The organism is Pedococcus cremeus, from assembly GCF_900111375.1.
In the GTDB taxonomy this organism is placed as follows: Bacteria; Actinomycetota; Actinomycetes; order Actinomycetales; family Dermatophilaceae; genus Pedococcus_A; species Pedococcus_A cremeus.
On record NZ_FOHB01000001.1, the window covers coordinates 14,163 to 37,130 of the forward strand.

A 22,968-nucleotide genomic window follows, 5' to 3' on the forward strand; every position below is an offset into this window, starting at 1 on the left:
CTCAGCTCTCCCCCAGCCTGCGACCGCCCGACCACGAGAAGGCGTAGGTCCCGTCATCGGTGGCTCGAGCTGCCTCACCGAGGTCGAGCGGGCGGAAGGTGTCGACCATGACGGCCAGCTCGTCGAAGAACTCGGCACCGAGCGACCGTTCCATCGCGCCGGGCTGCGGCCCGTGCGGGTGGCCGCCCGGGTGCAGCGAGATCGAGCCCTGCGTGATGCCCGAACCCTTGCGGGCCTCGTAGTCGCCACCGCAGTAGAACATGACCTCGTCGGAGTCGACGTTGGAGTGGTAGTAGGGCACCGGCACGGCCAGCGGGTGGTAGTCGACCTTGCGCGGCACGAAGTTGCAGATGACGAAGTTCCACCCCTCGAAGACCTGGTGCGCCGGCGGCGGCTGGTGCACCCGCCCGGTGATGGGCTCGTAGTCGGAGATGTTGAAGACGTAGGGGTAGAGGCAGCCGTCCCAGCCGACGACGTCGAACGGGTGCTGCGGGTAGACGTGCACCGTGCCGGCGATGCCACCCGCCCCGGGGCCGCGGTGCTTGATGAAGACCTCGACGTCCTCGCCCTCGACGACGCGCGGCGTCGACGGCCCGCGCAGGTCGCGCTCGCAGTAGGGCGCGTGCTCGAGGAGCTGGCCGTACCTGGAGAGGAACCGCTTCGGCGGACCGATGTGCGAGTTGGCCTCGATGGCGTAGATCCGCACCGGTGCCTCCCCGGTGGGCACCACCCGGTGGGTCGTCGCGCGCGGGATGACGACGTAGTCGCCCTCGGCGACCTCGAGGTCGCCGAAGAGCGTCTCCACCGTGGCGGTGCCCGACTCCACATAGAGGCACTCGTCACCGATGGCGTTGCGGTACAACGGGCTCGGCGTATCCGCCACCACGTAGGCCAGCCGAACGTCGCCGTTCCCGAGCAGCAGCCTGCGCCCGGTCACGGCGTCCACGCCGGTCGCACCGTCGTCGAAGAGCGCATGCGTGGAGAAGTGCCGCGGCGCCAGCGGGTGGTTGGGCACCAGGGTCTGGTCGGGGAGCTCCCACCGGCGCACGTCGACAACCGCGGACGGGATGTTGACGTGGTAGAGCAAGGACGAGTCCGAGGAGAACCCCTCCTCTCCCATGAGCTCCTCGTAGTAGAGCCCACCCTCCGGGGTGCGGTGCTGGGTGTGCCGCTTGGGCGGGATGCTTCCCGCGCTGCGGTAGTAGGGCATGTCGTCTCCTCGTTCTCGTCAGCGCACTGAGGCCGCGGTGGTGACGGCCTGTGCGAAGTCGTCGGTGGACACCCCGTCGGCGAGCAGCAGTGCCAAACGGGCCAGGAAGCCCTCGCGGTCGTCGGACGGCACCGCGTTGATGCCGTCGGAGAGGGCCAGCCAGGCCGACTCCCTCCGTGCCTCGTCGGCCGGCACGGCCACGACGGCGTCGGCAGGGCCGGCCTCGGACTCGACGACCCCCCCGCCGGCCAGCACACGCTGCGGCAGGCCGGCCAGCTCGTCGACGCGACCTCGCGCCAGGAGCAGCCCGTCGGGCCGCACCACGAGCACATCGCCGGGCTGGGCACCCCAGGCTGCGGCCACGGCACCGTCGCCGTCGTCGACGACGGTGACGTATGCCGCGGTGGCGGGCTCACGGCACACCAGCGCCATGGTGGCGTCCTCCGGCGCGAAGGCAGAGGCCAGGGCGTCCCGCAACCGCGACGCGGCCTCGACCGACACCGGGTCGAGCTCGACGCCGAGCACCGCGAACCCGGTGCCGCGCAGCTCACCCAGCGAGCTCTCCTTGCCGTCGGCCAGCACCACTCGGCGGTCCTCGACCGGGTCACCGGGCAGCAGACCGGTGGTCAGCGCCTCGGTGGTGGCCACGGTGAGGGCGGAGCGGCGCGCGTGGGTGGCGCTCGACTGGCGCGGGTTGATGAGGTGGCTGAACTCCGGTCGCACGGTGGCCAGCGCCAGCAGGGCGTCGCGCGTGGTGCGGTGACCGTGGCTGCCCGGGGTCATGATGAGCGTGGACTTGCCGGCATTGGCGACGTTCTGCCGCCACGCGTCGTGCCGCTCGGCCGAGTAGGTCTGCAGCAGAGACCGGTCCGCACCGGCCGACAGCACCGCGGACAACATCCAGGTGAGGGTCTCGGCGTCCTCCATGCCGGAGTTGAGGCCGCGGACGCCGAAGATCGGCACGAGGTGGGCGGCGTCGCCGGCGAAGAGCACGCGGTCGTGGACGAAGCTGTCGAGGGCCAGCGCGTGGGCCTTGTAGAAGCCGTGCCACTCCAGCGTCCACGGGCGGTCGTCACCGAGCCACGCCAGGTGGCTGGCGATGCGTGCGCGGATGCGCTCCTCACGCGTCTCGACCTCTGCGTCCTCGCTCGGGTCGAGCTGGTAGTCGATGCGCCAGATGTCGCTCGGCTGCCGGTGCATGATCACCGTGGAGCCGGGGTTGCTCGGCGGGTCGAACCAGACCATCCGCTCGGCGGGCAGCTCACTGACCCAGTGGATGTCGGCGATGACGTAGCGCCCCTCGTAGCTGGTGCCCTGCAGGCCGACGCCGACGAGTTCGCGCACCGCGCTGCGTCCGCCGTCGGCGGCGACGACCCACCGCGCGCGCAGCGTGCGCGGCCCGTCGCAGGTATCGACGGTGACCGTGGCCTCGTCGTCCTGCTGGGTCAGCCCGGTGACGGCGGCGCCCCAGTGCAGCGTGACCAGCGGGTGCGCCTCGAGGGCGTCAGCCATCACCTGCTCGAACTCGGACTGCGAGACGTTGACCATCGGGCCGCGCACGTCGTGCTCGTCGTGCTTCATGAGGAAGTGCAGGACCTCGGCATCGCGGTAGAAGCTCCGCCCGCCCTGCCAGGGCAGCACGAGGTCGCTCAGGTGCTCACCGACGCCGAGCCGGTCGGCGACCTCGAGGGTGTGCCGTGAGATGCAGATCGCCCGGCTGCCGAAGGAGACCTGGGTGGCGGCCTCCAGCACGGTGACCCGGATGCCGCGCTGTGCCAGGCCCAGGGCCACGGCCATGCCGACCGGGCCGGCGCCGACGACCACGACCGGCAGGGCGGGTGCGTCGGCGGGCAGGGAGTCGAACGACGAGGGAGCGTACGGGTGCGGTTGGTAGTAGGGCGAAGTCTTCATGTCAGCGCGCCCCTTCGGTGATCTCGGGCTGCGAGGCGGGCTGGGCGGCATACGTCTCCTCGGCCACGTGGGGGCGGCGCAGGAGCACCAGGGTGGCCGCCAGGCTCACCAGGCTGACCAGGACGAAGTAGGCGGTGATGGCGGAGGTGGTGCCGAAGCTCGCGTAGAGCCAGGTGGCGACGAAGGGGGCGATGCCGCCGCCGAGGATCGCGCCGACCTGGTAGCCGAGCGAGGCACCGGAGTAGCGCACGTGCGCCGGGAACAGCTCGGCGAAGAGGGCGGACTGCGGGCCGACGGTGCTGCCGAGCACGAAGGCCAGCAGCAGCATCGCGACGAGCATCACTGGGATCGAGCCGGTGTCGAGGAGGGTGAAGAACACCGAGGAGACCGCGAGCAGGGCGACCGTCGAGGCGACGTAGACCCGGCGCCGGCCGACGCGGTCGGAGAGGTGGGCGGAGATGCCCATGCCGGCCATCCAGACGGGGCACGAGGCGATGAGCAGGGCCAGCATGGTGCCGCGGCTGAAGCCGAGCTCCTTGGTGCCGTAGGAGAGCACGAAGACCATGAACACGTAGGCGATGCCGTTGGTGGCGATGAAGGTGCCGCCGGCGAGCAGCACGGTCTTCCAGCTCTTGGTGAGCACCTCGAGGATCGGGATCTTGGTGATCCGGTCCTCCTGCTCGATGGCCTTGAAGGCTGGGCTCTCCATGACGCCGAGCCGGATCCACATGGCGGCCGCGACGAGGGTGGAGCTGAGGAGGAACGGGATGCGCCAGCCCCAGGACGTGAACTGGTCGTCGGTCAGGAGCTGCGTGCACAGGAGGAAGACGATGTTGGCGAGCACCACACCGGCGGGCACGCCCATCTGCGGGGCGGCGCCGTAGAGGCCGGCCTTGCCCTTGGGGGCGTGCTCGGTGGCCATGAGGACCGCGCCACCCCACTCGCCGCCGACGCCGACCCCCTGGAGGAAGCGCAGCAGCACGAGCAGGATCGGGGCCCAGACGCCGATGGTGGCGTAGTTGGGCAGTAGGCCGATGCCGACCGTGGCGACGCCCATGGTGAGCAGCGAGGTGACGAGCATCGACTTGCGGCCCGTCTTGTCACCGAAGTGGCCCATGATCGCGCCACCGAAGGGCCGGGCGATGAAGCCGACGGCCAGGGTGGCGAAGGCCGCGAGGGTGCCGGCGAGGTCGGAACCGCTGGGGAAGAACTGCGGGCCGAGCACGAGGGCGGCGGCCGTGCCGTAGATGAAGAAGTCGTACCACTCGATCGCGGTGCCGACGAAGCTGCTGGCGACCGCTCGTCCCGCGCCGCTGCTGGGCTGGGTGGTGTCGCTGGGGGCGCTCTCGGAGGTGCCCTGCGGGGTGCGCTGGCGCGTGGCCGAGGTGGCCTGGTCGACGTTGACCGTGGATGCCATCGGTGTGCCTCTCTGGAGGGGTTCGACGGGCCGGCGTCGGCGCCGGTGCCGTTCGCCCCAGAGTGAGGGCTGGCCATTAGCGTTGAAAAGCGGAGGTTTTCCGCGTGAATCCTCAGAATTTTCGAGGTATGCCGAGGCGACCGTCCTCGGCCAGCCTCACCGCGAGCGTGATGAAGGTGCGCGCCGCCCGGCTCAGCAGGGAGTCCGGTGGCCACACGACCTCGACGGACACCGGGGGCAGGATCGGGGCGCCGATGTCCTTGACCACGACCGGGTTGCCCTCGTACGTCACGTTGGCGCTGGGTCGCTGGAGCAACAGGGTCCAGCCGAAGCCGCGACCGACGAACGATCGGGCGGTCTCGTAGGTGCGGGCGCGGTAGACGACATGAGGCGTGAATCCCGCTCTGGCGCAACAGAAGTAAGCGTGGTTGGAGCTCGGTGGCGCGTCGAGCAGCACCATCGGGTCGTTCTTCAGGTGACCGAGGTCGATCGGGCCGTTGGTGTCGGCGAGGCGATGGGTGGCTGGCAGCACGGCCCGCGGCTCGAGCTGGGCGAGCTGGGCTGACCTCCACGTCGGGTCGAGGTCGAGGTCGTACATGATCGCCAGGTCCAGCTCGCCGCTCTCGAGGCGGTGGGTGAGCTCGTCCTGGGTGTTCTCGTAGACCTCGACCCGAGCGTCGGGATGGGCGGCGGTGAACTCGCTGACCAGCACGGGCAGGACCGTCGGGGCCAGGCTCGGGTAGCAGCCGACCCGGACGAGGCCGGCGACGCCACGCTCCTCTCCGCGGGCGTCGGCTTCGAGCTCGCCCGCCTGGTGGAGCAGGTACTTCGCCCGGGTCAGCACCGCCTCGCCGGTCGGGGTGAGGCTGACGCCCGTGGCCTTGCGCCGCATCAGGAGCTGGCTCTGCAGCGCGCGTTCGAGCTCGGTCACCGACGCGGAGAGCGCCGAGGGCGAGACGTGCAGGCGCTCTGCCGCGCCGCTGATCGTGCCCGCTTCCGCCACGGCGACGAAGGCGGCCAGCTGGTTCATCGTGAACGCTGGTGCGCCCTCAGCCCTTGCCACGCCGAGACGCTATCCCACAGGGGTCGGCGGACGGTGGTCAGTCGTCGTCGAAGCCGCGCTTCGCGAGCTCGATCGCGTTCTCGACGCAGTGGGTGACCGTGCAGGCCGCGATCGAGGACTACCCGTACTGACAGTCACACGAGCTGCCCTGTGGTCGCCGTCATTGGTGAGGTGTACCGGGTGAGCCCCACCCCGTACACCTCACCAATTGGGGAGTGACCGTCAGACGGCCGGCATTTCGATGACCCCGAGGATGTTGCCTGCGGGGTCCTTGAACCAGGCGATCGCGCCGCCCATCTCGCGTGAGATGCCCTTGGCGTCGGTCTTGATCGGGTCCTCGGTGTAGTGCTCGAAGGTCACGCCCTGGGCGGCGAGGTCGTCCACCGCCTTCTCGACGTCGTCCACCATGATGTGGAGCACGGTGAAGGTCGCCGGTTCGTGGTTGTCCTTGGGGTAGACCATCGTCTGCCCACCGCCGCCGTACTTCAGGAGCAGCCCGTCGAACTGCTCCTCGACGTCGAACCCGAGCGTCTCGGAGTAGAAGGTCTTGCAGGCGGCTATGTCGTTGCTGGAGAAGCTGCTCATCACCTGGCTGCTGCCGAACATCGGATCGTCCTTCCCGGGGGTGGATGGGGATCTGGTCTGAGAGCTCCAGTCTTGCTCCGCCCCCGCTCGGCGGCTTCGTCCCGATGGCGTGCGAGGAGGCGACCACCCCGTATGCCGCGCGCCACCCCTTTGGCGTGGCCGCGGCATACCGGGAGTCACCCCGCGGAGGCAGGGACTCGCGGAGGCCCTTGTCAGTGGGCGGGCTCGAGGGTGGGCGCGCCCTCCTCCGCGGGGAGGGGTGCCGCGTCGAGCTCGGCGTCCTGGGAGGCGAGCCGGCTCGGCCACCACGTGCGCCCGCGCAGATCGAGGTTGAGAGCCGTGACGAGCACCGGCCGCACCACAAGGGTGTCGAGCAGGACGCCGAGCGCCACGGCGACACCGATCTCGGCAAAGGTCACGACAGGGAGCGTGCCGAGCACGGCGAACGTTCCCGCGAGGACGAGGCCGGCGGAGGTGATGACCCCGCCCGTGGCCGCCAGTCCCACCAGCGCGCCCCTGCGGGTGCCGATCTCCCTGGCCTCCTCGCGGACACGGGTCATGAGGAAGATGTTGTAGTCGATGCCGAGCGCGACGAGGAACACGAAGACGAACAGCGGCAGCGACGAGTCGGCCCCGGCGAAGCCGAACACGTGCCGGAAGGCGAGCGACGAGAGTCCGAGCGCGGCCCCGAAGGAGAGCACCACGGTGCCGATGAGCACCAGCGGCGCGGTGATCGCCCGCAGGAGCAGCACCAGGATCAGCAGCACCACGGCGAGGATCAGCGGGATGATCCGCACGTTGTCGTTGGCGGCCGCACGCAGGGTGTCGGCGCGGGTGGCGGTGTCACCGCCGGCGATGGCGTCTGCTCCGGGGACGACCGCGATCGCCGACCGGATGCGGTCCACCGTGCGGGTGGCCGCATCAGAGTCCGGGGCCGACGTCAGGGTGGCCTGGATCAGTGACCGTCCACCGCGAGTCACCGGGTCACCCACTGATGCGACTCCCCGGACCGACCTGAGTGCGATGCCGACCTGGGTCGTCCGGTTCGCGTTCGCGAGCACCATCACCGGCGAGCCGGCGCCCGCCGGGAAGTGCCGGGCCAGCACCCGCTCCCCCACCACCGACTCGGGCGTGGTGTAGAACGCGTCCTTGTTCTGCAGGCCGACCGCGTTGAGCTGCAGGACACCCAGCGAAGCGACGGCCAGCAGCACCGAGGTGACGACCCAGGTGCGCCGCGGGGCACGGGCGATGCGGGCGCCGATCCTCGCCCAGACACCATCGCGGGTGTGGTCGTAGGAGCCGTACGTCGGCCGCACCGGCCAGAAGATCCAGCGACCGCAGACGACCAGCAACGCAGGGAGCAGGGTCAGCATGACGGCCAGCCCGATGGCGATGCCGATGGCAGCGACTGGTCCCAGGCCCTTGGTGGAGTTCATCGTCGCCACGAGCAGGCAGAGCATGCCTGCGATGACAGTGGACCCCGAGGCGAAGATCGCGGGCCCGGCGCGGTGAAGCGCGAACGCCATGGCCTCGTGCCGGTCCTCGTGGCGGCGGAGCTCCTCGCGGTAGCGGGCGACGAGCAGCAGGGCGTAGTCGGTGCCGGCACCGAAGACGATGACGGTGAGGATGCCGGAGCTCTGCGCGTTGACGGTGAGCGTGTCGTCCTTGGCGAGGAAGTAGATGACGCCCTGGGCCACGAACAGGGCCGTGCCCGCCGAGACCACGGGGATGAGCCAGAGCACCGGGCTGCGGTAGGTCAGCAGCAGGATGACGATGACGACGGCCATCGCGGAGTACAGGAGCTTGCCGTCGATGCCGGAGAAGGCGTCGGCAGAGTCGGCGGAGTACCCGACCGGGCCGGTGACGTGCATCGACAGGCCGGCAGGACTCGACCTGGCGATGGCGTGCATGTCGTCGACGGTGGCCGGCAGCTTCTCCCACCCGTTGGTGCCCATGTCGACGGGGACGATGACCTGAAGCGCCTTGCCGTCCCGCGACGGGATCGGGCCGATGCTGTCGTGGCGGACGGGTCCCAGGCCGTTGAGCTGCTTGACTTGAGCGGCGACCGAAACCAGGTCGGCTCTCGTGACGCCTGCCGGTCGCTCGTAGACGAGGACCGCGGGGAACTCGTTCTTGCTCTGGAACGCCGTGATCTGCTTGACCACCTGCGTCGACTGGGCGTCCGTCGGCAGCCACGCGACCGCCTCGTTGTTGAGGACGCCCTGCAGCTTGCCCGCGGGACCGAACGCCGCGGCCAGCACGAGCAGCCAGAATCCGACGACGAACCACTTGGTGATCCTCGATGACGGGAACCGGGCCAGCCGCCCGACGTCACTGGTCCGTGTCTGCGTCATCGACGTTCACCTCGCTGTCGCGCCTGCCCCCTTGTCTGCGGCTCTCCCATCGACGGTAGGCACGGTGAGCGGCGGGCGAAAGGGGTTTCCGGGGTGGTCCGCTGGCCATTCAGGGAGGGTTCAGTGGCGACCCTGACCGCGGAAGGGGACGTCTCAGGACGTATGCCGCGGGCCGGAGCCCCGCGGCATACCCCCCCGCTTTGCGGAACCGACTCAGCGACGACTGTCACAACGGGGAGGGCTGTCTTGTCCTTGGTGGTACAGACCAACCGACGAGGGAGTGAACGATGAAGGTGTTCGTCGCAGGAGCGACCGGCGCGATCGGACGGCAGCTGGTGCCGCGGCTGGTCGAGGCGGGCCACGAGGTCCACGGGATGACGCGCAGTGCGTCGAAGGAGCAGCTGCTGCGCGACCTCGGCGCGGTGCCCGTCGTCGCGGACGCACTCGATGCCGACCAGGTCGCCGAGGCCGTCGGACGGGTGCAGCCCGACGTCATCGTCCACCAGCTGACGTCCATCGGGCCGATGGACCTCAGGCACTTCGACCGCGCGTTCGCGATGACCAACCGGCTTCGCACGGAGGGCACGGACCACCTGCTTTCCGCCGGCCAGGCTGTCGGCGTGAAGCGGTTCGTGGCGCAGAGCTTCTTCGCGGCCTACGAGCGCACCGGCGGACCGGTCAAGACCGAGGAGGACCCGTTCGGACCGCACCCGGCCAAGGAGATGCGCGAGACGGTCGCCGCGATCCGGCACGTCGAGGACGCGGTGCTCGCTGCGACCTGGACCGAGGGCATCGTGCTCCGTTACGGCGGGTTCTACGGACCGCACACCTCGCTCGGGCCGGACGGCGACCAGACCAAGGCCGTCCGGCGGCGCCAGTTCCCGGTGGTGGGCAAGGGCGGCGGGGTCTGGTCTTTCATCCACATCGGCGACGCCGCGGAGGCGACCGTGGCGGCGGTCGACCGCGGCCGCCGCGGGGTCTACAACATCGTCGACGACGAGCCGGCCCGCGTTGCCGAGTGGTTGCCGACGCTGGCGCGTACGTTGGGCGCCAAGGAGCCGATGCACGTGCCCCGGTTCGTGGGGCGGCTGTTGACCGGCGAGGTCGGAGCCGTGATGATGACCGAGCTGCGAGGCGCGTCCAACGCCAAGGCGAAGCGTGAGCTCGGCTGGAGCCCGGCGCACCCGAGCTGGCGGCAGGGCTTTCAGGGGCTGACGGAGACTGACCCTGACGACGCGCGTCCTGACGCCGCGGCGGCGAAGGGCAGGAGGTGACGTGACGACCCGGGACGAGCTGCTCGACGAGCTGCGGCCGACGTCGTTCGCCATCGCCTACCGGATGCTCGGCAGCGTCTCCGAGGCCGAGGACGTGGTGCAGGAGGCGCTGCTGCGGGTGCACCAGTCACTCGACGCGGGCGAGGACATCGCCTCACCGCGGGCCTTCGTCGCCACGGTGACGACCCGGCTGGCGATCAACGAGCTGCGCTCCGCCCGGGCGCGGCGAGAGCGCTACGTCGGCGAGTGGCTGCCGGAGCCGATCCTCACCGACGGCTCCGGCGGGGCGACCGACCCCGCTCGGCAGGCCGAGACCGCGGACTCGCTGTCGCTGGCGATGCTGGTGCTGCTCGAGAGCCTGTCCCCCGAGCAGCGCGCGGTGCTCCTGCTGCACGACGTGTTCGGCTACGGCTACCCGGAGATCACGGGCATCGTCGGCAAGAGCGAGGACAACGTGCGCCAGCTCGCCGCCCGCGCCCGACAGCACGTCAAGGCGCGCCGGCCACGGTTCAGCACGACACGCGAGCAGCAGCAGGAACTGGTGCAGCGGTTCTTCGCCGCAGCCCAGCAGGGCGACCTCGCGGGTCTCGAGGCGCTCCTCGCGCACGACGTCCAGCTCACGGGCGATGGTGGCGGCAAGGTTCCCGCCCTGGCCCGGTCGCTGCGGGGTCGCAGCCGGGTCGCGCACACGCTGACGAACTGGCTGAGGCTGCTCGCCCGGTTCCCTCAGGTGTCGGTCCGCCAGGTCGAGGTCAACGGCGACCCGGGCGCGCTGTTCCTCGACGACCAGGAGCGCCTGCTCGCCGTGTGGGCGCTCGACATCGCCGACGGCGAGGTCACCGGCATCCGCTCGATCGTCAACCCCGACAAGCTCGGTCACCTCGGCCCGGTCGGCGACGCCAAGGCCATCCTCCGCTCGGCTCGCTGACAGCCGCCGAGGGATAGTCGTCGACCCGGTCACGACTGCGGTCATTCACGACGCAGGCCCACACCAGACGAGGCGTCGCGCACCGAGGCCGATGACAGCGACGCCGCCACCAGCCCGATCGCGATGACGACTGCCGCGAGGGCGAGCACCCAGTCACCGGCCACGGCATACGGGGTCCGTCGGTCAGCCAGCACCAGGTCGACGACAGCGCTGGTGCGCTCACCGGACGGGAGCCACAGCAGGCGCCGCCCCTCGTCGTCGAACACGGCGGTCGTCCCCGTCAGGGCGGCATGCACGGCTGGGCGTCCCATCTCGACGGCCCGCACGGCGGCAGCGGCGGCGTGCTGGGGCTGCGCCCACGTGCCTTGGAAGGTCGTGGTGGCGGTCTGGTAGACGAGGAGCTCGGAACCGAGGCCGACCTGGCGGCGGCTCATGTCCGGAAACGTCGACTCGAAGCAGATGAGGGGTCCGAAGGTCACCTTGCCCGAGCGCATGACGACGGGCCCGCTCCCGTGTCCTCGATCGACCTCGGCGGCATTGCTGACACGCGCGACCCAGCCGAGGACGCGGCGCAGTGGGATGTACTCACCGAACGGCACGAGCCTCGTCTTGACGTAGCTGCCGTCGAGACCACCGGGCGTGACCAGCGTCGACGTCTTCAGGATCCTCCCGTCCGCGGTGCGGGCGTCGACGTTGACCAGCACGTCTGCGTCGATGCGCCGGGCGAGGTCGACCAGCTCGCGGACGACGGCAGGGCTCCTGGCGGGGTCGTAGTCCACGCTGCTCTCGCCCCACACCACGAGGCCGGGCTTCTGGGGAGCGAGGTCCTCGGTGAGCCGGACCTGCCGCTCGAGCCTGCCTTGGCGGCCGCCCATATCACCGGGCTGGACGATGCCGACACGCACGACGTCACCGTCCCCCGGGTCAGAGCGCGCCGCCGCCCACACGGGGCCGACGGCGAGGGCGGACACGGCCAGGGTCGACAGCACGAGGCGGGTCCCGGCGCGGTCGGTCAGGAAGAGAGCCACCAGGGCGACGTTGACGGTGACGACGAGGAATCCGGTCAGCCAGACTCCGCCGAGCGCGGCAGAGGCCAGGAGGGTGGGCTGGTTCCACTGCGACACACCGAGCAGGGCCCAGGGTCCGCCGAGGCTCTGCCACGACCGCACCGCCTCGACCGCCACCCACCCTGCGGGCAGGACGATCACCGCCCCGAGCAGCGTCCGGGACGGAGGGTGGCCAGCGAGGGTCCGCCACACCGCCCACCCCCAGGGCACCCACAGCAGCCCGACGCCGAACGCGACGAGGACCAGGGCAGGCCCGGTCACCGGCGCGAGCCAGTACGCCGTGGAGGCGATGTAGCCGGCACCGCCCCACCAGCCTCGGAGCGCGGCCTCCCGGGCCGTCGGCGAGGCGCGGAGCACCAGGAGGAGGGGCACGAGGCCGACCCAGGCGAGCCACCACCACGCCGGTGCCGGGAACGCCAGCGACGGGACGGCCCCGGCCGCGAGAGCCAGCCCCCGTCCCCGCCACCGATGCGTCGGCCGTGGAGCGCGTGCCCGACTCGCGACCGGCCAGACGCCCAGGAGCCGTGCGACGGCCAGCCATGCCGCCAAGAAGGCCACCGCAAGGCACCACAGGAGCGGCCGGACCCGGCTCGGCTCCCACAGGGGCACCATCAGCAGACCGGCCAGCACGAACGCGACGTTGTAGAGGACGTCGTAGACGGAGAAGACCCGCCCGCGGACCACGTCCACCGTGGCGCCTCCGACGAGGGCGTCAACGAGCACCTTCAGCAGCTGGAACGACAGTGCGGTGATCCCGAGGCCAACGACGAGGACGACCAGGTTCGGCGCGAGTCCCCCTGCGTACAGCGCCGCGGCGGGCGGCAGGAACGCAAGAGGGAGCAGTGCCACGGGCTGCCACCGGCGCGCGCACATCGGTGCGGCGATCGAGCCGGCGAAGGCCGCGACTCCGGTGACCGCAAGCGCCAGACCGTAGCCAGAGACCTCGAGCCCGAACTGGGAGTCGGCCACCAGCACCAGCAGGACGAAGGCGGCGCCGAGGAGGAACCTGTGCAGCGCCACCGTACCCAGCGGCCTGCCGATGCGAGGGTTCCGCAGGGCACGCGCCCCCTCGACGACGTCGGCGAGGGCGAGCCGCAGGCGGCGAAGGAGCACGCGCCCGTGGCCGCCGCCGACATCAGGCAGACGGACGAACGTGACAGCCGCCGCCACGTAGAGCAGGGTCGCCAGGACGAATCCGGCCTCGGCGGACCAGCCCACGAACGTCGCCCCGCCGACCGCCCCGACGAACACCGCGACCATGCCCGCCATCGCCGAGAGCGCGTTGGCCGGCACCAGCTCGTCCAACGGCACGGTCCGCGGAAGGACGGCACCCTTCGCGGCAAGCACGAACCGCGAGGTCGACAGCAGGAGCAGCACGCCTACGAAGGCGCCAGGCTCGGACCCCACGACCACCGTCGCCACCGCGGTCACGGTCAGCGCGGCTCGCAGCAGCGACATGGTGACCAGGACCTTGCGCCGCGGCCACCGATCGATGACCACACCGGCGAAGGGGCCGACCAGGCTGAAGGGAAGCAGGGTCACCGCGAGCAGCGCCGCGATCCGGCCGGGGGTGGCGCCGCGGCCGACCTCGAAGACCACGAACTGCGCGAACGCGATCTGGGCGAGACCGTCAGCGGCCTGCCCCAGGGCCTGACCGGCCACCAGGGTCCGGAACGGTCCGTGCAGCAGGCGGGACCAGGCCTTGCCCGTGCGGGCAGGACCGGGCGCGGTCACCCGCTCCGGCGCCTCCATGCCGGCAGCGTCCGTGACCGGACGGACCGCTGCCAGAGCCGAAGGTCACCGGCCCGACTCGGCGGCCCGCCGTCGAGGAGCCGCGGCTCCGGTATGCCGCACGGCCGGCTGAAGCGCCTGGCACCAGGAGCAGGTCTTCAAGTCCGTGGCGTGACGTCTCTCGGCCGGCGCACCGGCGGATGTGGGGGCGGTGGGGGCGCCACGATGTAGCCACTCGCCACGTCGCCGTAAACCCGCAAGGCTCCCGGCCGGTTGCTCCACAGCCACGCCAGGTGGGCGCAGACGATTGCGTCGATCTCGTCCTCGATCCGCTCCAGCTCGACCTTGCGCTGCGCGCCGGCCGCGTTGGCCCGCAGCACAGCCCATCGCTCGCTTGAGCGGAGGTCCAGCTCTGGGAAGTGCCGATCCATAGCGTTGAGCAACACCTCGTATGCCGCCTTCAGCGACGCCAGATCCCGGCCCCGCTTCGCCTTGTAGGGGATGGTGTACGGCAGCCCGAACAGGCCGACCATCGCCGGGTGCGGGTAGACCTCGAGGCAGACGGGCGCCCCGGGCCGGCCCATGTGCGCGGGGTCGATGCTCCACCCCAGCCGATCCGCCAGGGTTGCACTCCGCGGCGGGTTGAAGTGCGGGTTCGACGTGTTCGCGGGATAGGCGCCGGCGCCGTACCTGCCGAACACCGCACCGATCTCGCGTTCGCACGGCCGCTGGCCGGTCGGGTTGGTGACGATCAGCGGAGCGTCGACGGCCACCGTGGCCAGCTCCGCGGCATACGGCCTGAGGAAACCGGCGATCTCCGCATCGGTGACCACCGACCCGGACACCATCAAGGCGCCCTGTGCGGAGACCACGGCGACACCCGTCCGGGCTCGCTGGCCCCAGGCGAGGTCGACTCCGGCGTGCGCAGTGCGGGTGCGGCTCACGATCGACTCCCTCCTCTGGTCGCCGTCACGGGCATCGAGCCCTGCGGTCGAGGTTGCTGCGGCGCACGTGCAGTCGCAACCGCGGCGTAAGTGCAGTCAGGTGACCGATGACCGTTGGAGGCCGAGCTCGCACAGTGGGACGCGGGTCGAGCAGAGATGGAGCACAGACCGCACCGCTCCACGCCAGGCCCTCCCGACCGACCTCGTCGAGCGTCGGCGCCACCACTCACCAGGAGGTTCGCATGCCCACCGTGACCGTCGGACACGAGAACGACCACGACATCGAGATCTACTTCGAGGACCACGGGACGGGACGCCCCGTGGTGCTCATCCACGGCTTCCCGCTCGACGGCCGCTCCTGGGACAAGCAGGCGCGGGTCCTGCTCGACGCCGGCTACCGGGTGATCTCCTACGACCGCCGCGGCTTCGGCATGTCCAGCAACACCACCGTGGGGTTCGACTACGACACCTTCGCCGACGACCTCGCAGCCCTCCTGGAGCACCTCGACCTGCGCGAGGCTGTCCTGGTCGGCTTCTCGATGGGAACGGGCGAGGTCACGCGCTACCTGTCCCGGCACGGCTCCGAGCGGGTCACCAAGGCCGTCCTGATGGCGTCCGTGCCGCCGTTCCTGCTCAAGACCGACGACAACCCGGAGGGCGTCGACGGCTCGGTGTTCGAGGGCATCAAGGCAGCGATCGTCGAAGACCGGCCCGCCTACTTCAAGGCCTTCCTGGACGACTTCTTCAACGTCGACGTCCTGGGAGGCACGCGCATCAGCGAGCCGGCCTGGCAGGCGGCCTTCGGGATGGCCCTGGCGGCCGGCCCGTACGCGACCTGGGCCTGCGTCGACACCTGGCTCACCGACTTCCGCGCGGACGTCGGCAAGATCGACGTGCCGACGCTCCTCATCCACGGAGACGCCGACCGGATCCTGCCGTACGAGGCCACGGCGGGCCGCCTGCCGGGCATGATCCCGGACCTCAAGGTCGTCACCGTCGCCGGTGGTCCTCACAACATCGCCTGGACGCACCCGGACGTCGTCAACCCGGCCCTGCTGGACTTCATCGGGTCCTGAGCTCGACCGCAGCTCGGCGTCCCGGCCTTCTCGAGGCGGGGACGCCGAGTTGTCCGGAGGTCACCGGGTTCGCGGGCCTGCGCTTCAGCCTGTTCCCCTGGCGCCTGCCGGCCGTCACACTGTCCCTCGTGCAGCCAGCGGACCGGTCGACCGGGTCCTCGTCCGGGGCACCGTCCGACTCGTCGCCCGACTCGTCCGGGCCGTCGCCCGGGCCGTCGCCCGGGCCGTCGTGGGGGTCGTCGTCGCCGCTCCTCGTGGGCCGTACCGAGGAGGTCGCGGCGATCGATGCCTTCCTGGCGCAGGCCTCCCAGGACGGTGCAGCGCTGGTGGTCACCGGCGAGGCGGGCATGGGCAAGTCCACGCTGCTGCAGGCCGCCGCCATCCAGGCCACAGAGCGCTGGGGAGCGCACGTCCGACGGGTCTCCGGCGCGCAGTTCGAGCAGCAGCTGAGCTACTCGGGGCTGCACCAGCTGCTGTTGGCCGACGCCACGGATCCGGCGGCGGAGCTGATGACGCTGCCCGACGCCCACCGCGGGGCCTTGGAGGCCGCGCTGGGGCTGCGCGTGGGAGCGGCACCCGACCGGCTGCTCCTCACGAGTGCCACTCTGGCACTGCTGCGGCGGTTGTCGGCCGACGCGCCCGTCCTGCTCGTCATCGACGACCTGCACTGGCTGGACCGTGCGAGCGCGGGGGCGCTCAGCCTCGTGGCGCGGCGCCTCGCGGGCAGCCGGGTCGGGATGCTGCTGGCGCAGCGGTCCGGCACCGAGACCTTCTTCGACCGCGCCGCCGTGCCCGAGCTGCGCCTGGCACCGCTGGATGACGACGCGGCGATGGACCTCGTCCGGGTGCTTCACCCGGGTCTCCACCCGTCAGTGCGGCACCGCATCGTCAGCGAGGCCGGCGGGAACCCCCTCGCGCTCAGCGAGCTGCGCCGCGGCATCACCGCGGCGCAGGGGTCGGGAGCCGACGCGCTGCCGGCCACGCTCGTCCTGAGCGACCGGTTGCGTGGGATCTTTGCCGCGCGCGTGTCGGCGCTGCCGTCACCGACCCGCCGGCTGCTCCTCCTCGCGGCCCTGGACGACGGCGCCCAGGCGGGTACTGCGTTGATGCGGGTGATCGCCGCCTCGGACGTCGACCTCGAGCCGGCCGAGAGCAGCGGGCTGGTCTCGGTCGACCGACGCCACCACCGCGTGGTCTTCGCCCATCCCCTGACCCGCGCCGCCGTCGTGGACCTCGCGTCGCCGCCCGAACGGCGAGCCGCCCACCGACGGCTGGCGCAGCTCGCCGAGGACGCCGATGTGCAGGCACTCCATCTCGCCGAGGCGGCTCTGGGTCCCGACGAGACGGTCGCCAGCACGCTCGTGGGCGTCGCCGAGCGGGCCCTCGACCGGGGCGACGGTGTCCGGGCGGTGTCGCTGTTGCTTCGGGCACACGAGCTCAGCGTGCGGCCGCAGGACCGGGCCGAGCGCCTGGCCGACGCCGCGTTCATCGGCGCGCACGTCACGGGTGCACTCACCGGAGCAGGCACCCTGCTCGAGCGTCGCCGGGCAGAGCACCCCGACGTGGCACGGACCCTCCAGTCCGCGACCGCTGCGGCAGCCCACCTGCTGAACCAGGACGGCGACATCGACACCGCCCACGCGATCCTGGTCGGCGCGCTGGACACCACGCCGCCCAACGAGACGCATCGCCGCGGTGTCGAGGACGCCATCGTGACGCTGATGACGGTCTGCTCCTTCGGAGGGCGAGTGGAGCTGTGGGCAGCGTTCGACGACGCCGTCCGACGCTTCGAGCCGCTGCTGTCCGAGCCTGTGCGCATCGCCGCCACGACCTTCGCCGACCCGGTCCGCTCGACGCCGGAGCAGCTGCGCCGCCTGCACGACCTGGTCGAGGCCCTCGACGGCCGGTCGAGCCCGATCCGCGTGGTCGAGCTCGCCCAGGCACGCTGGTACGTCGGGGACGTGCCACGGGCACCGCTGGAGCACGTGGTGGACGGGGCCTCCACCGGTGGAACCGTCGCGCTCGGAGCGCAGGCGCTCGTCATGCTGGCCGTCGACGCCTTCTTCTCCGGGTCGTGGGACGAGGCCGGCGCTCTCGCCGACCGGGCCGTGGCCACGTGCGAGGAGCACGGTTACGCACTTCTGCTGTGGGGTGCGCGGCTGCCGGGGATGCTCCTGGCCGCGGCCCGCGCTGACACGGCATACCTCGACGTCGCTCACGCCCGGATGCGGCAGTGGGCCCTTCCGCGCAACGCGCTCGCCGTCCGGACGTTCACGGCGTACGCGGACGGCCTCGCCGCGCTGAGCCAGGCGCGCTACCGCGACGCCTTCGAGGCGTACCGGTCGATCAGCGAGCCGGGTACCTTCCCCCCACACGAGCAGGTCACCACGTGGATGGTGATGGATCTCGTCGAGGCAGCCGTGCACAGCGGCGACCTGGACGCAGCCCGTGCCCATGTCGACGCCGCCGCCCGCGCGCGGATCCCGGAGCTGTCGGCGCGCTCCCGCTTCCTGTGGCTCGCTGCGGCGGCTCTCGCCGCGGACGACGCCGGCTACAAGAACCGCTTCGAGGAGCTGGTCGAGGACCCGTCGTCCGCGCAGTGGCCGTTCGCGTTGGCCCGTCTCGAACTGGCCTACGGGGAGCGGCTGCGGCGCGACCGGGCCATGCGCCGCGCCCGCCCGCACCTGGAGCGGGCACGGCAGCGGTTCACGGCGTTGGCTGCCACGCCCTGGTCGGAGCGCGCCGACGCCATGCTGCGGGCGACCGGCCCGACGCGGCGCGTGGGGGCCGGACGCGCACAAGAGCTCACGGCACAAGAGCTGGAGATCGCGCGGCTGGCCGCCTCCGGACTCAGCAACCGGCAGATCGGTGAGCAGCTGTTCCTCTCGCCCCGCACGGTCGGCGCCCACCTGTACCGGGTCTTCCCCAAGCTCGGCATCACCTCGCGGGCCGCGTTGCGCGACGCCCTCACGGCGCGCGGCCACTGAGGCGCGCCCCGCCGCCTGAGGGGGGCCCCGCCGCCTGAGGGGGGCCCCGCCGCCTGAGGGGGCGCACCCGCCGTCAAACGACTGATGTTGGCCCGGTCCTTCACGGCCGAGCATGCATGTCGGAGGGGTTCACAGACGTGGCGTATGCCGCCGTCCCCCGGTCCGAACGGAGTCCCCATGACCGAAGTCCTCGAGATCACGACGTTCACCCTGGCGAAGGGCCTGCAGGCTGAGGACTTCGTCGAGGCCAACACCGACATCAACGAGTACCTCCAGCGGCAACCGGGCTTTCGGTGGCGTCGCATCGTGCAGCGCGACGACGGCACGATCGTCGACATCGTCGCCTACGACGACCTGGCGCACGCGCGCGCCGGCGCCGCTGGCATCACCGGCGAGATGGCCGACTCCCCGGTGCACGCCGCCATCGACCACGGCACCGTGGACTGGCAGCTGACCACCGTCGTGCAGCACGTCCCCTGAGCTCGCCGCGCCGTGTCGCCGACGCCGCTCGAAGCGACCACACCGTCGTCGATCGACTGATGTTGCGGCGGTGACCCGACGAGCACGCTTGATCCGGCGCCGCGCCCGCGGGAGCCGTGAAGAACACCTCCAACTCCAACCCCAGGACAGACGATGAACCTCTCCCCCGCCCTGAGCAGCGACACCCCCACCATGAACGCCGCCGTGTTGCACGAGTTCGGCTCGGGACTGACCCTGGGCAGCCTCGCGCGGCCCACGGCGGCTCCCGGAGAGGTGGTGGTGCGAGTCGCGGCGAGCGGCGTGAACCCGCTCGACACCAAGATCCGGGTGGGCAACGCGGCGCACGCCCAGGTCACCCTGCCGGCGGTGCTGGGCATCGACCTCGCCGGTGTCGTCACCGAGGTAGGTGCCGGCGTGACCGGGTTCGCCGTCGGCGACGAGGTCTTCGGCATGACCGGCGGTGTCGGCGCCGTCCAGGGGTCGCTGGCCGAGTACGCCGCGGTGGACGTGGACCTGCTCGCGCACAAGCCGGCTCGCTCGAGCATGTCGGAGGCTGCCGCCCTGCCGCTGTCCGTGATCACGGCGTGGGAGGGCCTCGTCGACCGTGCCTCGGTGCGCGAGGGGCACCGCGTCCTGGTCCACGGCGGCGCCGGTGGGGTGGGGCACGTCGCCGTGCAGATCGCGCTTGCCCGTGGTGCCACGGTCTTCGCCACGGAGTCCGGCACCGGGCTCGAGACCGTCCGAGGCCTCGGCGCCCAGCCGATCGACTACCGCACCACCCCGGTCGAGGACTACGTCGCCTCAGCCACCGACGGCGAGGGGTTCGACGTCATCTTCGACACGATCGGTGGCCGCACGCTGGACCAGTCCTTCGGTGCCGTCCGTCGCTACACCGGCCACGTCGTGAGCATCCTCGGGTGGGGCACGCACAGCCTGGCGCCGCTGAGCTTCCGCGGCGCGACCTATTCCGGCGTCTTCACCCTGCTACCGCTCCTGACCGGCTCGGGGCGGGCCCACCACGGCCAGATCCTTCGGGCGGCCGCCGCCATGGTCGACGCGGGACAGCTGACGCCCATCGTCGACTCGGGCACCTACGACCTGTCCTCGGTCATGGGCGCCCACGCGGCCGTCGAGAACGGCACGGCGCGCGGCAAGGTCGTCGTCAGCGTCTCAGGGTGACCACGCGGTATGCCGCCTGCGGCACCATCGGCGCGCAGGCGGCATACCGGTTCTGGTCAGCTGGGGACAGCGTCACGCCCACTCAGACGAGCGACTCCTGCAGCTGGCCCAGTCCGACAGCGGCAGCGTCCTGCTCCTTGCGAGCCGCCAGCCAGGTGCCCAGCGCCAGCACCCAGAGCATGTAGACCGGGATGGTGAAGTAGAACGGCAGCAGGATCCCGCACAGACCAGCGGGCACCGCCCAGATCCGCAGCCAGGTCGGCAGCCCAGCCGCGCGCGCCAGCACCAGCGCCGCGACCCCCACGAAGAACGCCGGACCACACAGCGCGAGCAGGTTGCCGACCTCCCCGAAGACGTAGACGACCGGGTGCGGCACCCCGGCGCTCACCGGCGCACCTCCCTCGGCGAACGAGACGACAACGCCCGTGATGACGAAGCCGCCGACGACGCTGGTCGCCGTCGCGGCGATCATCAGCGGCCAGACCACGTCGCCGGCGCGCGGCCACAGGGTGCGCGCCGCGTGGCCGAAGGCGAGCAGCCCCAGCGCCGAGAGCACCCCGAGGTAGCCGAACCCGAAGGCCGGCCAGAAGTGCCCGCTCGAGATGTAGCCCGCGACCGCGTCAGGTTGGTAGTCGCCCCCTGGGGCGGCGACTCCCAAGAAGCCGGCGAGCGTGCCGATGACATAGACGACGAGCCCGAGCCCGGCCTTGCGTGTGGTGGTCATGTGTTCCCTCCCTGGTGTCGTTGGTTGACGTCGTCGACGCTACGAACCGCGCCGCGACCGCGTCGTCGCGCCGCGGGAGGATTCCGCCTGTCCCGCAGGAGGATCCCCGGGTCCTCCGCAAGGAGGACGACCTCGCCGCTCGGCGGCAGTACCGTCGGCCCATGAGCCGGCGCAGCTGGGCCTTCGACATCGCGGTCGCTGCGGTCGTCGGCGTGCTCGGCCAGCTCGAGGCGTGGACCGGCATGATGTCGACGCACCGCCAGGGACCTCTCTGGGCACAGTCCCTGTTGTATGCCGTCACGAGCCTCCTGCTCGTGGCTCGCCGCGTGCGCCCGCGCACCGTCCTGGTGGCGATGTGGGTGACGTGCACTCTGGAGTTCGCGGTGTTCGGGTCGCCCGAGGGCAACGCCGTCGCCCTGCCCTTCGTCATCGCGATCTACACGGGGGCCCGTCTCCTGCCCACGAGACAGTCGCTGTGGGGTCTCGCGATGGGGCCGCTGATGTGGGCCTCGTGGGCGTTGCTCGACCCGATGAACCGGAACGCGCCGGCGTCGACGACCCTCTTGACCCTGGTGTGGTTGTCACCGTTCGTCATCGCGTGGCTGCTGGGGGCCTTGGTGCGGGTCACCCGCCTCTATGCCGAGCAGCGCAGGGTGACCCGCGAGCAACGGGCGTCGCGGGCCGTCGCCGAGGAGCGCAACCGCATCGCGCGCGAGCTGCACGACGTCATCGGGCACAGCGTCTCGGTGATGACCGTCCAGGCCTCGGCCGTCCGCCGGCGCCTCACTCCCGACCAGGTGGCGGAACGCCACGCGCTCGAGGCGGTCGAGGCGGTGGGCCGCGAGGCGCTCACCGAGATGCGCCGGATGGTCGGCGTGCTGCGACAGGAGGATGAGTCCGCCTCCCTCGAGCCACCGCCCGGGCTCGAACAGCTCGACCGCCTCGCCGACAAGTTCCGAGCCTCCGGTCTTCCGGTGGAGGTCTCGGTGAGCGGCTCGCCCCAGCCACTGGCTCCGGGGCTGGACCTCACGGCATACCGGCTCGTGCAGGAGGGGCTCACGAACACGCTCCGGCACGCGCGCGGGCCGCAGCGGGCCGAGGTGCTCATCGACTACGGGCCCGAGCAACTGCAGCTGGCGGTGCGCGACGACGGGCAGCCCGCAGCCGCGCACGACCCGGCTCCCGAGGCTGGCAACGGACTGCTGGGGATGCGCGAAAGGGTTGCGGTCTATGGCGGTTCGCTCACCGCACGCGCACGACCAGAGGGCGGTTTCGAGATGCTCGCCACGCTGCCCCTGGGGCCGGCATGAGCGACCGGATTCGTGTCGCCGTCGTCGACGACCAGGCGCTGGTGCGCACGGGGTTCCGGATGATCCTCGAGATCGAGCCGGACCTGGCGGTCGTGGGCGAGGCGGCGGACGGAGACACGGCGGTCGCGCTGGTGGAGTCGGCCCGGCCCGACGTCGTGCTCATGGACGTCCGGATGCCTGGCATCGACGGCATCGAGGCGACGCGCCGCATCTTCACCGACGCAGCGGGGCAGACGCGCGTGGTGATGCTGACGACGTTCGACATGGACGAGTACGTCTACGCCGCCCTGCAGGCGGGGGCGAGCGGGTTCCTCCTCAAGGACGTCCAGCCCGAGCTCCTGGTGGCGGGCATCCGCGCGGTGAACTCGGGTGAGTCGCTGCTCGCACCGAGCGTCACCCGCCGGATGATCGAGTCGTTCCTCGACCGGGCCGCGCCGGTCGTCCCTGCCGCAAGCGACCGGCTCAGCGCGCTCACCGCGCGCGAGCTGGAGACGTTGCGGCTCATGGCTCGTGGACTGAGCAACGCCGAGATCGCCAGCGAGTTCGTGGTCTCGGAGACGACGGTCAAGACACATGTCGGCCGGGTCCTCATGAAGCTGGGACTGCGCGACCGGGTGCACGCCGTGATCTACGCCTACGAGACCGGTCTGGTCGGCTCGGGCGCGTGAGGAAGCCACGGAGCGGCGCCGTGCGTTCAGGAGGCGGTGTCGCCCCAGTTCACTACGCTG

At 71.4% G+C, this 22,968-nt stretch carries 17 protein-coding genes; 8 read left to right on the top strand and 9 right to left on the bottom strand.

Annotated elements, in window-relative coordinates:
• Position 1: 1 nt before the first annotated feature.
• The 6 genes from BMW78_RS00070 to BMW78_RS00095 form a co-directional block, all read right to left on the bottom strand.
• Positions 2-1,210 (bottom strand): homogentisate 1,2-dioxygenase, encoded by a 1,209-nt coding sequence (locus BMW78_RS00070; protein ID WP_091755276.1) that lies wholly within the window; start codon positions 1,208-1,210, stop codon positions 2-4.
• Positions 1,211-1,228: 18 nt separating this feature from the next.
• On the bottom strand, positions 1,229-3,121 hold the full coding sequence (locus BMW78_RS00075; RefSeq protein WP_091755278.1) for an FAD-dependent oxidoreductase: 1,893 nt from the start codon (positions 3,119-3,121) through the stop codon (positions 1,229-1,231).
• 1 nt (position 3,122) lies between these two features.
• Entirely contained in the window at positions 3,123-4,538 is a 1,416-nt protein-coding gene (locus BMW78_RS00080) for an MFS transporter (protein ID WP_091755279.1), read from the bottom strand.
• 112 nt (positions 4,539-4,650) lie between these two features.
• Positions 4,651-5,601 (bottom strand): LysR substrate-binding domain-containing protein, encoded by a 951-nt coding sequence (locus BMW78_RS00085; protein ID WP_218144178.1) that lies wholly within the window; start codon positions 5,599-5,601, stop codon positions 4,651-4,653.
• Positions 5,602-5,823: 222 nt separating this feature from the next.
• On the bottom strand, positions 5,824-6,207 hold the full coding sequence (locus tag BMW78_RS00090) for a VOC family protein (RefSeq protein ID WP_091755283.1): 384 nt from the start codon (positions 6,205-6,207) through the stop codon (positions 5,824-5,826).
• Between the two features lie 191 nt (positions 6,208-6,398).
• Positions 6,399-8,540: an MMPL family transporter gene (locus BMW78_RS00095; RefSeq protein ID WP_091755285.1), complete on the bottom strand. Its 2,142-nt coding sequence runs from the start codon at positions 8,538-8,540 to the stop codon at positions 6,399-6,401.
• Between the two features lie 287 nt (positions 8,541-8,827).
• On the opposite strand from BMW78_RS00095, the gene BMW78_RS00100 reads away from it, so the two are divergent.
• Complete coding sequence (locus BMW78_RS00100; protein ID WP_091755287.1) at positions 8,828-9,814, top strand: NAD-dependent epimerase/dehydratase family protein; 987 nt, start codon at positions 8,828-8,830, stop codon at positions 9,812-9,814.
• A 1-nt stretch (position 9,815) separates the two neighbouring features.
• Positions 9,816-10,742, top strand: coding sequence for an RNA polymerase sigma-70 factor (locus tag BMW78_RS00105; RefSeq protein WP_091755289.1), 927 nt, complete (start codon positions 9,816-9,818; stop codon positions 10,740-10,742).
• Positions 10,743-10,783: 41 nt separating this feature from the next.
• Here BMW78_RS00105 and lnt read toward each other — a convergent pair whose 3' ends face one another.
• Complete coding sequence (gene lnt, locus BMW78_RS20975; protein WP_218144179.1) at positions 10,784-13,561, bottom strand: apolipoprotein N-acyltransferase; 2,778 nt, start codon at positions 13,559-13,561, stop codon at positions 10,784-10,786.
• A 137-nt stretch (positions 13,562-13,698) separates the two neighbouring features.
• The gene (locus tag BMW78_RS00115; protein ID WP_177180214.1) at positions 13,699-14,484 is read right to left on the bottom strand and encodes a DUF429 domain-containing protein; all 786 of its coding nucleotides are present in this window, start codon (positions 14,482-14,484) and stop codon (positions 13,699-13,701) included.
• A gap of 242 nt (positions 14,485-14,726) precedes the next feature.
• Here BMW78_RS00115 and BMW78_RS00120 point away from each other — a divergent pair, with 242 nt between their 5' ends.
• The 4 genes from BMW78_RS00120 (at position 14,727) to BMW78_RS00145 (ending at position 20,206) form a co-directional block, all read left to right on the top strand.
• Positions 14,727-15,560, top strand: coding sequence for an alpha/beta fold hydrolase (locus BMW78_RS00120; RefSeq protein ID WP_091755293.1), 834 nt, complete (start codon positions 14,727-14,729; stop codon positions 15,558-15,560).
• Between the two features lie 128 nt (positions 15,561-15,688).
• Entirely contained in the window at positions 15,689-18,547 is a 2,859-nt protein-coding gene (locus BMW78_RS20610; protein ID WP_177180215.1) for an AAA family ATPase, read from the top strand.
• 177 nt (positions 18,548-18,724) lie between these two features.
• Positions 18,725-19,027, top strand: a complete 303-nt coding sequence (locus BMW78_RS00140; RefSeq protein WP_091755297.1) for a hypothetical protein — start codon at positions 18,725-18,727, stop codon at positions 19,025-19,027.
• Between the two features lie 153 nt (positions 19,028-19,180).
• Positions 19,181-20,206 (top strand): zinc-dependent alcohol dehydrogenase family protein, encoded by a 1,026-nt coding sequence (locus BMW78_RS00145; protein WP_218144180.1) that lies wholly within the window; start codon positions 19,181-19,183, stop codon positions 20,204-20,206.
• An 82-nt stretch (positions 20,207-20,288) separates the two neighbouring features.
• Here the strand turns inward: BMW78_RS00145 and BMW78_RS00150 are convergent, their stop codons facing one another.
• The gene (locus BMW78_RS00150) at positions 20,289-20,930 is read right to left on the bottom strand and encodes a hypothetical protein (RefSeq protein ID WP_091755299.1); all 642 of its coding nucleotides are present in this window, start codon (positions 20,928-20,930) and stop codon (positions 20,289-20,291) included.
• A gap of 161 nt (positions 20,931-21,091) precedes the next feature.
• Between BMW78_RS00150 and BMW78_RS00155 the strand changes: the two genes are divergently transcribed.
• Both BMW78_RS00155 and BMW78_RS00160 read left to right on the top strand, forming a co-directional pair.
• A complete protein-coding gene (locus BMW78_RS00155; protein ID WP_091755300.1) occupies positions 21,092-22,240 on the top strand; it encodes a sensor histidine kinase in 1,149 nt (382 codons plus the stop codon).
• A complete protein-coding gene (locus BMW78_RS00160; RefSeq protein ID WP_091755302.1) occupies positions 22,237-22,908 on the top strand; it encodes a response regulator in 672 nt (223 codons plus the stop codon). The genes BMW78_RS00155 and BMW78_RS00160 overlap by 4 nt, the downstream gene beginning before the upstream one ends.
• The last annotated feature ends 60 nt before the right edge of the window (positions 22,909-22,968 follow it).